Source organism: Streptomyces sp. NPDC002851 (assembly GCF_053591935.1).
In genome coordinates this window covers 266,816-278,685 of the sequence record NZ_JBSFUT010000006.1, presented here as the reverse complement: position 1 = coordinate 278,685, position 11,870 = coordinate 266,816, and the positions used below count along the sequence as shown (strand labels likewise).

Sequence of the window (11,870 nt, the reverse complement as noted above, 5' to 3'; positions counted from 1 at the left end):
GCCGCGAGCCGCGAGCCGCGAGCCGCGAGCCGCGAGCCGCGAGCCGCGAGCCGCGAGCCGCGAGCCGCGAGCCGCGAGCCGCGAGCCGCGAGCCGCGAGCCGGAATGCGGGTGAGGGGGACGTAGCGTTTCGGGGTGGCCATGCAGAGTAGCCAGCCCCTCCGTGTCCCCATCGGTCACGACGCACAGCGGTGGAGCACCTTCCACGGCGAGCGGACGGTCGTCGCCGCCGTGCGCACCGTCACCTCCGCCACGCGGATCCTGGAGACGCTGCCGACCCTGCTGCGCGACGACCCTCGCATCACCCTCGTCTTCGCGTACGACCCGACGTCCGCGTTCAACGAGGGCGTCCTCGACCTGCTCCGCGACTCCGGCTGCCGCATCATGCCCTGGGAACAACTGGGCTGGTACGAGCCGGATTTGATCGTATCCGCGAGCGAGAACATCAATGTGCCCGAGGGCGAGTGCCCCGTCCTGGTCCTGCCGCACGGTGTGGGCTTCCAGAAGTACGTGCCGGACTCCCGGACTCCGCACACCCGGCTCTCCGGCGTGGTCCCCGATGCTCTCCTGGAGGCCGGACGCGCCTGGCTGGCCGTCTCGCACCCGGACCAGGAGGCGCAACTGCTCGCCTCGCACCCCAAGACGGCCGGTCACACCCTGCTCGTAGGCGATCCCTGCTTCGACGAGCTGCACACCTCGCTGCCCCGCAAGGCCCGGTACCGGCGGGCCTTGGGGGTGCCGGACCGCCACCGCCTGGTCGTGGTCAGCTCCACCTGGGGCGGCACCTCGCTGCTCGGTCGGCATTCCGACCTGCCCACCCGGCTGCTCGCCGAGCTGCCGTACGACGCGTACCGGGTCGCGGCGATCGTCCACCCCAACGTCTGGTCGGCGCACGGCGCTTGGGAGCTGCGCAGGCTCCTGGCGTCCGCGCTGGACTCGGGCCTGATCCTGCTCCCGCCGGTGCACACCTGGCGAGCCGGACTCGTCGCCGCCGACCTGGTCGTCGGCGACCACGGCTCGGTGACCTTGTACGGTGCGGCGCTCGGCAAACCCGTACTGCTCGCGGCCTTCGGGGACGATGCGGTGCCCGGCACCGCCATCGCGGCGCTCGGCGCCCGCACGCCCCACCTCGACCCCGAGGCCGACCTCCATGACCAGGTCGAGCGCGTTGCCGAGGGCCACGACCCGGACCGCTCGGCGGAGCTGACGACGCGACATGCCTTCGCGGAGCCCGGCCATGCCCTGCCCCGGCTCCGCGCGTCCCTCTACCGACTGCTCCGGCTTCCCGAGCCCACGCACGGCCCGGCTCCGCTGCGCGTACTCCCCGAGGCGGAGCAACCCGCCACCGAGGTGCTCTCCTGGACGGTCCGCTGCACGGCCTCGCTCGACGCGGAGCGGCTGCGTATCGACGTACACCGCTATCCGGCGGCAGCGACCGCCACCGCCACCGCCACGCCCCGCGAAACGCACGAGGCGCAGGGGACGCACGGGACTCAGTGGGCACACGGGACGCACGGGACGCACAGGACGCGCGCGGCTATCGAAGCCTCCGAAGCGCACGAAACCGGCAACGCGCCCGACACACACCTGGCCTGCCGCACGGACGAACCCGACCGCCGTCTGACCGAGAGCGCCTCGGTCCTGCTGCACGAGCGGCCGTCGGAGTCCGCGAGCGCCGGGGAGCGCTGGATCCGTGACACCCTGGCGCGGTTTCCGGGCTGTTTGCTCGCGGCGACTCAGATCGGCGACGCGTACGAGACCGGTGCGACGTGGGTCGGTATACGCGATGCCGGGACGGTCGAGGCCGCCGGAGTCGCGGCCGGTGCGCCCGCACCCGCCCCGGCGTGGGCGGCCGCCGCCGTCTACACGTGCCTGCGGGCGGGCCGCCGCCCCGAGGGAACCGTGGTGACGCTGCGCCTCAGCGACGGCCGCGACCTGCACCTGACCCTGCGCACACCCCCGCCGGACGCATCCCCCTGAAACCGACACCAGCCCAAAAGATCAGCCCCAAAAGACCGGCCCCAAGAGACCAGCCCCAGAGACCAGCTCAAGGGATCAGCCCAGGGCGCCACTGCCGCCGCCGTCGCCGCCGTCGCCACCAGGTCGGCGGAGCCGGGCCCGGATCTCCTCGGCCTTCGGGCTGCCGCCGGCCTCGTAGATCGCCAACGCCCTGGCCAGGTGCTCCCGTACGACCTCGGGACCCGCGCCGGTCTGCTCCTCGACGTCGGCGAGCGCAACCAGGGCCTGGGCCTCGTAGTGGTGGGCTCCCAGCTCGTTCAGCACGTCCGCGGCCGCGCGCAGCGAGGCGGCCGCTTCGTCCGGGTCGCCGAGCCGGGCGTAGGTGATGCCGAGGGCCAGCGTCGCGCGGGCCGCCATCCGCCGGTCCCCGAGAGCCGTGAGGCGACGACGTGCCTCGCGCAGGGACTCCAGTGCCTCCTGGCGCGCACCCTGATCGTCGAGGCCGCTCTGCGTTTGCCCCAGGAAGAGAAGAGCGATCGCGGCACCGCGCTCCTCCTCGACGCTGGTGTTGAGTTCGAGCGCCTGCCGGTACGACGCCACGGCCCGCGGTGGGTCGAAGCGGTCCCAGTAGCGTCCGGTGAACTCCAGGACGGAGGCCCGCAGCACGGTGTGGTCCGCGATCTCGGCGCAGGCGTCGGCAGCCTCCAGTTCGGCGCACGCTCGGTCGTACTCACCCAGGTCCATCAGCGGTCGCGACAGCAGGCTCCGCAGGCGCGCCTCGGCGGCCGGTACCACGGCGGCGGCGGCCGCGGCGGCCCCCAGCTCCAGGGATTCCCGCCACTCCCCCAGGTGGCGGTGGTTCAGGAAGAGCGCGGTGAACGCCTCGGCCAACTGCCATACGCGGGTGTGCAGTTCGCAGCGCGAGGCCTCCCTGAGTGCGGCGAGGATCTCGGCCCGTTCCGCCTCCAGCCAGTGCAGCGGCTCGGGGGCGCCCGGTGCCGTGAACGGGTCGGGGGCCCGCGCGAGCAGGGGCTCGAGGTCGGCGATGCGCAGCCGGTCCGCGCGCAGCGCCCGGTCGGCGAAGGCGGTCAGTGTGAGGTAGTGGGCCGCCACCCGGTCGATCAGGGCCAGGTGCTCGGCCTGGGGCTCCTCCTCGTCGGCGCGTTCGCGGGCGTACAGGCGGACCAGGTCGTGCATGCGGTACCGGCCGTCCGAGTCCGGCCACTCTTCGAGGAGGCTGGCGTCGAGCAGCTGCGCGAGCAGCGGCCGGGCGGCCTCGGTGGGTACGTCGGCCACCGCCGACACCGTGCCCGCGTCGAAGGCCCGGCCGGGCAGCCACCCCAGGAGGCGGAAGACGCGGGCGGCGTCGGGCGGCAGCTGGCGGTAGGCGTCGCCGAGGACCGCGGACATGGAGATCTCCCCCCTCAGGGACAATCCGGCCAGCCGGTTACGTTCGTCGTCGAGGGCGTCGGCCAGCCTGCTCAGCGACAGTCCGGGGGAGCCGTTGAGCCTGGACGCCACAATGTGCAGGGCCACCGGCAGCCTGCCGCAGTGTTCGACGAGCCGCTCGGCCGCCGGGAGTTCCGCGTCGACGGCCCCCGGTCCGCCGACCCGGTCCTCGAGCCGGTCCTCAACCCGGTCCTTGAGCCGGTCCTTGAGCAGCCTGAGGGCGCTGTCGGGATCGAGCGGGCTCAGGGACAGCAGGCGGGCGCCGTCGAGGGCGGCCAGTTCGCCGAGCCGGACGTTGCTGGTGACGAGGACCGCGCTGCCCGGCTCTTTGGGGACGAGGGCACGGACCTGTGCGGGCTGGTTCACGTCGTCGAGGACGACGAGGAGCCGCCGCCCGGCGGACTTGGTGCGGAAGAGGCTCATGCGGTCGGCGAGCGATTCCGGGATGTGCTCGTTGCCGACGCCGAGCGCCCGCAGCCCGCTGCGCACGGCCTCGGACACGTCCCCGCCGCCGTGCCCTTCCGCTCGCAGCGCGGCGAAGTCGACGTAGATCTGGCCATCGGGATAGAGGTCCCGGCACCGGTGGGCGTACTCCTTGGCGGTCGCGGTCTTGCCGACGCCGGGCAGCCCGTCGAGCACCGAGACCCCGACCCGGGAGGAGGTGCCGCCGTCGCCCGCCAACCACCTTCTGAGGACGGAGAGATCGGCCGTACGGTTGATGAAGTTGACGGTCTGCGCGGGAACTTGGTCCGGCTTGACCGCGGAACCGGTCTCCGGCGGTGGCGGCACCGTGAAGGTGATCCCGCCCTGGATGCTCGCGGCGGTCACGACCGGCCCGTACTGTGCTCCGCCGCTGATGGCGGCCTGCGCCGCGGGCGGCCCGAGCTCGGCGAGCAGCCGCCGCAGCTCGTGCTCGGCCCCGGCCTCCGAGGTGAGCAGCTCTCCGATCCGCTCCCGCAGCAGGGCCTCCACGCGCGCGGCACCCGCGTCGTCTCCGCGCCCCCGCGCCTCCTCGAGCTCCCGCCGCGCGTCGTCGAGCTCGTCCCGGTCCTCGCCGCTGTCGCCACTGCCCTGGCGCCGCGCGAAGAACCGCGCCACCCGAGCCTTGGCCTGCCCCCACCCTTCGGTCACCATGAGCCCGACCAGAGCGGTTGCCGCCGATGCCGCCAGGGCCGTCAACTCGGCTTCCACACATCCCCCTATGTTCTGTCCCGCCCGGTACGGTCCACCGGAGACGGAAGACCACCGTAGAGAGGATCACCTGGGGTTGGGTACCCCGCACGCCGTCGTACGCGCCGCGACCAGCTGCCGCCCCCAGGTGCGCGTCAGGGGCTGAACATCCTCTTCGTGCTTCGTGCTTCGTGCCTCGTGCATCGGCGCAGCAGATTCCGGGGGCGGGCGCGGGCGGGGGCGGTTGCTCCGCCGATCTGCAACGGGAACTGTCACTCCACCGGTCGACCACCCGAGGCGCGCCCCGGGGAGTGGTCAGGTTGATGAGGACGCCCTCCGCGTACTGGGACCGGCTGAGCCGGGCCGGTCCCAGTACGCGCTTCCGCGCCCCTTCCGGGTCACTTCCGCGTCACGCAAGTGGCAGCGGAACCCCACGCTGCTGCGGCGGTCGAGGCCCCAGGATGCGTCGTTCTTCCGCTCGGATCGGCACGTCGTTGATGCTCGCCTCGCGCCGCCGCATCAGACCCGCGGCGTCGAACTCCCACAGCTCATTGCCGTAGGAGCGCCAGTGCCCGCCGGACGTGTCCCGCCATTCGTACTGGAAGCGGACGGCGATCCGGTAGTCGCCGAAGGACCACAGCTCCTTGCGCAGGGCGTAGTCGAGCTCCCTGCGCCACTTCTCGGCGAGGAATCGGCGGATCTCTTCTCTTCCGGTCACGAAGGCGTCGCGATTGCGCCACACCGAGTCCACTGTGTAGGCGAGCGCGACCCGATCGGGGTTACGGGTGTTCCACGCGTCCTCGGCGGCCTGCACCTTGGCGAGCGCGTCGGCCTCGCTGAACGGCGGTACGGGAGGCCGGGCTTGGGCGTCCGGAGGGGAGCTCGACATGCCGGAACCGGAGGGTTCGGGACGGGAAGTTTCGGGACGGGATGTTCTGGACATATGCGTGCCCTTTCCGGGTTCCTGATCACTCAAAGTTCCTGATGGCTCAAAGTTCCTGATCACTCAGGCCAGTGCGAGCTCTCGATGACGGTCACAAAGTCGGTACGGACGAAGCCGGGTGAGAAGTGGGCGAGTACGTCGGCCTTGACGTTGCCGAACGCGGTGGCAGGGCGATGTGCGATGCCCTCGGTGAACGCCGCGAGGATCCGGCGTTTGAAGTCCGAGCGCGGGTGCGCGGCCACGACCGCGTCCCGCTGTGCGTCCGTGATCTCGTCGAACCCGAGCCCAAGCACGTCGAGTTCGACGCCCGCGGTCACCAGGGCCACCTCGGGCTCCATCCGGTAGGGGATCTCCGGGGTGGTGTGGAGGGCGATCGCCGTCCACACGGTCCGTGCGTGCTCGGGCGTCAGGCCGTGCCGCAGTAGGAAGTCGCGTGCCGCGTCCGCGCCGTCGATCTCGAAGCGCTGCTCGGATGCGGCGTAGTCCTGCGTGAGCCCCAGGTCGTGGAACAGGGCTGCCACATAAAGGAGTTCGGAGTCGAAGGCCAGGCCGCGGCGGCGGCCGCGCAGCGCGCCGAAGAGGAAGACGCGGCGCGAGTGGTCGTACAGCAGCGGGCCTGCGGTGTCGCGGACGAGCTCGGTCGCCTCCTTGGCGAGCGCACTGTCGGGAATCTCGATGTCGGCGATGCGTGTCGGCACGGACGGCTCCTCGTCGGTTGCTCCGGGGGCTTGCTCCCGAGGCTCACTCCCGGGGCTTGCTCCCGGGCTTACTCCGGTCTCCTCAGCCTGCCGCTCCCGCCGGTCCGGCCACCATGTCCATCGGGACACGTATCCCACACATCTGGACACACCACGGCGCTAGCCTGGGTCCATGAGCACGCGTGGACGCCCGAACCCCCGCACCATCGCCGTACTCGCCTACGACGGTGTGCGCCTGCTCGATGTCACTGCTCCGCTGGAGGTGTTCACCACGGCGGCTGCCCTGGGCGCCCGCTATACGGTGACCCTGCTGTCCCCGCAAGGCGGGCCCGTCACCACATCGGCCGGTACCCGACTGCTCACGGACCCGGTCGACGACCCGCCTTGGCGCATCCACACGCTGGTCGTGCCCGGCTCCCCCGGACTCCCGCAACAGCTGTCGCCTGCCGGCCTCCTCGACGCCGTCCGCACACTGCACTCCGCGTCGTGGCGCACCGCGTCCGTCTGCACAGGCGCCTTCGCGCTCGCCGAGGCGGGTCTGCTGCACGGCCGACGCGCCACCACGCACTGGCGGTTCGCGACGACGCTGGCGCGGCGCCACCCGGACATCGACGTGGACGGCGACGCGATCTTCGTACGGGACGGCCGGATCTACACCTCGGCAGGCGTGAGCGCCGGACTCGATCTGGCCCTGGCCCTCGTCGAAGCCGACGAAGGCCCCGATCTCGCCCGTGAAGTCGCACGTGACCTGGTGGTCTTCCTCCAACGCCCCGGCGGACAGTCGCAGTTCTCCGTCGCCGCACGTACCCCCACACCGCGCCACAGCACACTCACCGCACTGCTCAAGTCGATCGCCGGCGACCCGGCGGCGGATCACTCGCTGCCGGAACTCGCCCGGCGGGCCGGGCTCAGCGCCCGCCATCTCACCCGGCTCTTCAACGAGGAGATCGGCAACACACCCGCCGGCTACGTGGAATCGGTACGCCTCGAAGCCGCCCAGACACTCCTTGACGCGGGCGAGACCGTCACCTCCGCGGCCCATCGCAGCGGCCTCGGTAGCGACGAGACCCTCCGCCGAGTGTTCCTGCGCCATCTGGGCGTGACCCCCTCCGCCTACCGCGCACGGTTCCGCACCACGGCGCCCAAGTCACGGTGACGCCGACGTGCTGGGCGACCTGCTCGGCCGCGTCACCCCGGCCGAGCCCGGGCCAGCCGTTGACTGTCCGCTCCGGGAGCGTCAACCCTGGGGCTATGCCAGCGATGTGGTTTCAGGTACTGGGCGACGCGCTGCGGCCCTCGACCTGGCGGAGAGGGCCCTCCTGCCGGTCCGGCTACGCGGCCTGATCGTCCATCACGTGCACGCAGGCACGCTACGCCCATCGCGGTATGCGCGTTCCTGCGCCCGCCGCCCGCGCAACTGGGGGCGAGCGGGCCGCCCTTGCCGCCAGGCGAGCCCCAGCCTGCCCGTCATGGCCGTCCCGCTGGCCCTGACCGCGCTCGGCTCCATCGCCCTGTTTCCCGCCACGCATCTGTTCCCCGGCACGCAGGCCCGCGCCGGCTGGACGAACCGCGCAACGTGACCCGCCTGGTGCACGGCCTGGCCGTCCTCTGCGCGCACTGGCCCTGGCAGCCGACTTCTGCTACCCGAAGCGCCCGCACTTCGCCAGATGACTAGGGGCTCTACGGCATTGGACTCGACGACGGCGACGGCGGAGGCCCCGAACCGCCTGCTGCTCACAGGGTGGTGAGCCGGGGGGCGATCCCCGGTTCCCTGCCCGAGCACGGAAAGGATCTTGGCGGGCAAACCGCTCATGACCAGGGGCTCAGTGCTCCGCAGTCAATGTCTGCACCTAGGGTGATCCCCGCGTTGAACGTATGACGAGCTCACGGGGGGAAGCAGATGTCCGATCTGTACATCGACTACGAGATGCTGGACAGCACTCGCAAGGACCTGCGGAAGATCTCTCGGATCCTGAAGAAGCCCGGCGAGGAGATGGAGTACGTCAAGGCCTCCCACATGGGTGTGCGGAAACTCTCCGATCGGATGAACGAGTTCGGGGAGGAGTGGTCTTACGGCATCAAGGAGTTGGCCAAGTTCTCCGATGCCGCCGCGGAAGCCCTGAAGAAGATCAAGAAGTCGTTCGCGGACCTCGACCGCGATCTTGAGGCCGCTCTGAGCAAGGGCAGCAAGGGTGGCTCCGGCAAGGGCAAGGGGGCAGCGTGAGCTACTCGTACGGTTCCTTCGAGCCGGGCCACAGCGAGCAGGACAAGGCAGCTTTCCCCGCCCTCGGCTTCAACCCGTGTCCCGGTGACTGGGCTTCGGCCGACTGGATCGCCGACTCGGTCCGTCGCGCGGCGAAGGCCCTCGGCGACATCCAACAGGTGCTGCGCGGCACCGGCCGTGGCGAATGGCGCGGTAAGGCCGCGGACAAGTTCCGCGAACAGTTCGACGACGACTTCCGCCCGAAGATCGACAAGGCCGAGGACTCGTTCTCCCGCTCCGCGTCGGCGCTGGAGGACTGGGCTTCGTACATGAAGCCCAAGCAGAAACGCGCCCACGAGCTTGAGGAACTGGCCCAGGCCGCCAAGAAGCGGGCGGAAGAAGCCAAGGGCGCGCTGAGTGCGCTGGGCGACACCCCCTCGGGCGAGCCCAAGGGCGCGGCCGAGGAGAAGGAGCGCAAGCGCCTTGAGGAACGGCGCGGCGACGCGAAGAAAGCCGCGGGCGATACCGAAGAGGCCCTTGAGGACATCCGCCGACAGGCCCGAGACCTGGCCGACACGTACCGCGAGCGGGGCGAGGAGATCGCCGACAGGCTCAAGCGGGCCCTGGACATCGCTCCCAACGAGCCGGGCTGGCTTGAGAAGATCGGTGAGGCCCTTGGCCGGCTGGACGACCTCATCGGCAAGGCCCTGGACGCGGCGATGGCGGAGATCAAGCAGTTCCTCAAGGAGAACGCCTGGCTCTTCAAGATGATCGGCGACATCGCTGGCACGCTGAGCGCCATCGTGGGTCTGCTCTCCCTGGCCTTCCCCGTACTGGGACCGATCGCCCTCGGCCTCGGCGCGCTCGCCCTCGGCAGCCACTACCTCATGGCAGTGGGTACGACAGGGAGCTTCACAAAGGCCCTCACGGACGAGACGGTCCTCCTCGACGCCGCGGGCCTCGCCTTCGGCGGCGGCGCCTTCGCTGCCGGCAAGGCACTCACAAAGATCGCCGGACCGGGGACTGCCGGGTTCTTCAAGACGGTGATCACCCAGCCGGGCCGGGCCATGGGCGGCATGGAAATGACCGCTTCAGTGATGCAGTTCACCGGCAACTGGATGGGGAACGCGGTGGGCTTTGGGCCGGGTGGGGCGGCTCAGAACATCATTGAATCCGGCAAATATGTCGCTCCTGGCGACCAGACGCCAGGCCCTGGGAAGGACGAGGTCCCCGCTTACCTCGACCCAGAAGAAGCAAAGAAGGCAACTAGGTGACCACGCAACGGAAGGTGCCGGTCGACCACGTCAGCCGCCATGCGCCAGTCCTTGCAATCGACCCGCCGACAAATGAGGTGCTCGTCGCATGGGCGTGAAGACGTACTGGCCGGGCTGGCTGATTCGGCTTTCCCGGCGCACCACAGCCGGCCGGTTCGAGTGGGCAGCCACGCTTGCCGCAGTCATCGCAGGAGTGATGGTCTCCGGCGTTCTCGGGCTGCTGTCCAATGGTCTCGACGAATGGTGCCGGTTCTTCGGCGTCATCGTGGGGTTCTTCTTGCTCTGGTTCGTCGCCATGGGCGCCCCGAAGGCATGGGCCGTCGGGAGCTACCTCATCGCTCTGTGCCTCCTGGTGGGGTGGTCCATGCTCAACGCACAAGACAGAGCGCTCAGTGAGCGGGGCGAGTGGACCACAGCGACCGTCGCCTCGCGAGAAGACACCCCGAAGAACTCCTACTGCACCTTGCGTTTCAAGGACGGCACGGAGACTTCCGGCCCGATCGGCGGCTGCCGCAATGCCCAGGTCGGGGACAGCATCCGGGTCTTCTACGACCCACAGCACGAGATGCGGCCGAGCAACACCGCTCCCAACGTCCCCTTGTGGCTGGGGCTTTCAGCGGGTTCCACACTCATCATGGCCGCCTGCACCCACACCGCCGCGAAGCGGGGACGGCGCCGCTACGCCGCCTCGGTGCCGCCGAGCGGCCCTGGCACGGGCGCGCCGTACGGACCGCCGCCTCCGCCGCCCCCACCGCCCGGGTCGTACGGGACACCTCCCGGGCCGTACGGGCCTCCTCCCGGCAGCGGCCCGGGCCCCCGCTGAGCCGGAAGGTCAGCGGCCACCACGCCAACGACGTTGACGCACCGAGTTCCTGTTCCTTTTGCGGTGAAAGAGACCACGCCATGACCACGCCCATCTCCGACGAAACGGCAGCCCTTCCGCTGCCCGGGCCGCCGCTCGGCCACGTGCAGCTCTATGCCCCCTCTGACTGGTTCGACCTTCTCGCGGACCCCGGTGACGAGGAGGCCGTGCAGGCGCGGTTCCGGGAGCTGACCCGGCTCGCCTACCCCAACCAAGGGCAGGATGTCCATGAGTCGATCGTCGAGGGGGTGATGAACACCCGGCGGATCTTCCTCGCCGACGGCATGCTCTCTTGCGGCCTGGTGGCCGTGCCGCAGACCGAGGACGGCGATGTGCTCTGGCAGATCTGCAGCGGCGTCGTCGAGGTCGGGCCACTCGAAGCGGACCTCGACATCGGCTCCGTCCTCACCCGCTTCCTGGGCCAACAGCTCACCGGTAAGGACGTCTACCTCGAGAGCTTCCCCACCGCGATCGGCGCAGGCGTCGGCATGATCAGCACGCCGCAGGTGTTCGAGGACGGCACTGTCAACCTCTTCCCCCAGCCGGTGGCCGCCGACGCCGGCGGACCGCCTCCGCAAGCGACCCTCGGTCTTGCCGTGGCACTCGCCCTACCTCCGGGCGGCGGCCGAAGCCTGCTCGTCATCGGCCACTGTCTCAACGCCAACCAGGTACGCGAACTCGCCGCCGTCGTCGCACTCATGGCCGGCAAGTCGACCATCGAGGTCTACGCACAGGAGGAGGCAAAGGCCGGCGCATGAAAATGATCGGGCGGCATACTCCATCGGCCTGCCCCTGCTCGGCGTCAGCTCCCTCGTCTTCATACGGCTGCGCGACTCGGCCCGGAGACGGTTCGCCCTGCTCTTCCTCCTTCCCTGCCCGCTGCTGTTCGCCGGCTTTGTGGGCGCCAGCGATGAACGAGTCCTCAACACCCGAGGCGAGCGCACTGAGGCAGTCATCGTCGAGAAGGTCCCCCACCCCCGCTCCGGCATCACGTACAAGTTGGCGAAGCCGAACGGCACTGCCATCGCGGGCGAGCTGTCGGGGGCCCTTTCGACGTAGGTGACCGGGTCGAGGTCGTGGCCGATCCCGGGGCGGGGTCGATCCAGTCCTCGCGGACAAGCACCTTGCGAAGACGACGGAACCGCCCCACGCCGTCCCCCTCACCTTCGCCCTCATCTGCGCGTTCCTCCTCCTCACCACCTGGGACCTCCCCCTCCCCCACCTCCCCCGGGACCTGCGGGCGGCTTCGGGCCGCCGCCACCGCCCGGCCGGGCGCGAGCAAGGAGGGCCAACGAGGTTCGCAGATTCACACC

Annotated in this window: 9 protein-coding genes; 6 read left to right on the top strand and 3 right to left on the bottom strand. The window is 70.6% G+C overall.

All coding sequences use genetic code 11. The features are described from left to right. The first annotated feature begins 140 nt into the window (after positions 1-140). The gene (locus tag ACWD10_RS09700; RefSeq protein WP_451088822.1) at positions 141-1,979 is read left to right on the top strand and encodes a hypothetical protein; all 1,839 of its coding nucleotides are present in this window, start codon (positions 141-143) and stop codon (positions 1,977-1,979) included. Between the two features lie 75 nt (positions 1,980-2,054). Here ACWD10_RS09700 and ACWD10_RS09695 read toward each other — a convergent pair whose 3' ends face one another. The 3 genes from ACWD10_RS09695 to ACWD10_RS09685 all read right to left on the bottom strand — a co-directional run bounded on the left by ACWD10_RS09695 (position 2,055) and on the right by ACWD10_RS09685 (position 6,218). Continuing rightward, positions 2,055-4,598: an ATP-binding protein gene (locus tag ACWD10_RS09695; RefSeq protein WP_451088789.1), complete on the bottom strand. Its 2,544-nt coding sequence runs from the start codon at positions 4,596-4,598 to the stop codon at positions 2,055-2,057. Positions 4,599-4,986: 388 nt separating this feature from the next. Next, positions 4,987-5,466, bottom strand: coding sequence for a nuclear transport factor 2 family protein (locus ACWD10_RS09690; RefSeq protein ID WP_451088787.1), 480 nt, complete (start codon positions 5,464-5,466; stop codon positions 4,987-4,989). A 113-nt stretch (positions 5,467-5,579) separates the two neighbouring features. Further along, positions 5,580-6,218, bottom strand: a complete 639-nt coding sequence (locus ACWD10_RS09685; protein WP_451088785.1) for an HD domain-containing protein — start codon at positions 6,216-6,218, stop codon at positions 5,580-5,582. A 172-nt stretch (positions 6,219-6,390) separates the two neighbouring features. On the opposite strand from ACWD10_RS09685, the gene ACWD10_RS09680 reads away from it, so the two are divergent. From ACWD10_RS09680 to ACWD10_RS09660, 5 genes are all read left to right on the top strand, one after another. Further along, complete coding sequence (locus tag ACWD10_RS09680) at positions 6,391-7,374, top strand: GlxA family transcriptional regulator (protein ID WP_451088783.1); 984 nt, start codon at positions 6,391-6,393, stop codon at positions 7,372-7,374. Positions 7,375-8,118: 744 nt separating this feature from the next. Then, the gene (locus tag ACWD10_RS09675) at positions 8,119-8,442 is read left to right on the top strand and encodes a hypothetical protein (protein ID WP_451088781.1); all 324 of its coding nucleotides are present in this window, start codon (positions 8,119-8,121) and stop codon (positions 8,440-8,442) included. Continuing rightward, positions 8,439-9,695, top strand: a complete 1,257-nt coding sequence (locus tag ACWD10_RS09670) for a putative T7SS-secreted protein (RefSeq protein ID WP_451088779.1) — start codon at positions 8,439-8,441, stop codon at positions 9,693-9,695. The genes ACWD10_RS09675 and ACWD10_RS09670 overlap by 4 nt, the downstream gene beginning before the upstream one ends. 88 nt (positions 9,696-9,783) lie before the next feature. Continuing rightward, complete coding sequence (locus tag ACWD10_RS09665) at positions 9,784-10,518, top strand: hypothetical protein (protein WP_451088777.1); 735 nt, start codon at positions 9,784-9,786, stop codon at positions 10,516-10,518. 80 nt (positions 10,519-10,598) lie between these two features. After that, entirely contained in the window at positions 10,599-11,315 is a 717-nt protein-coding gene (locus tag ACWD10_RS09660; protein ID WP_451088775.1) for a hypothetical protein, read from the top strand. Positions 11,316-11,870 lie beyond the last annotated feature (555 nt).

Excerpts from the sequence above, each read along its gene's own strand:
- ACWD10_RS09700 (WP_451088822.1), top strand. The coding sequence starts at position 141 with ATGCAGAGTAGCCAGCCCCTCCGTGTCCCCATCGGTCACGACGCACAG.
- ACWD10_RS09690 (WP_451088787.1), bottom strand. The coding sequence starts at position 5,466 with ATGTCGAGCTCCCCTCCGGACGCCCAAGCCCGGCCTCCCGTACCGCCG.
- ACWD10_RS09680 (WP_451088783.1), top strand. The coding sequence starts at position 6,391 with ATGAGCACGCGTGGACGCCCGAACCCCCGCACCATCGCCGTACTCGCC.
- ACWD10_RS09675 (WP_451088781.1), top strand. The coding sequence starts at position 8,119 with ATGTCCGATCTGTACATCGACTACGAGATGCTGGACAGCACTCGCAAG.
- ACWD10_RS09665 (WP_451088777.1), top strand. The coding sequence starts at position 9,784 with ATGGGCGTGAAGACGTACTGGCCGGGCTGGCTGATTCGGCTTTCCCGG.
- ACWD10_RS09660 (WP_451088775.1), top strand. The coding sequence starts at position 10,599 with ATGACCACGCCCATCTCCGACGAAACGGCAGCCCTTCCGCTGCCCGGG.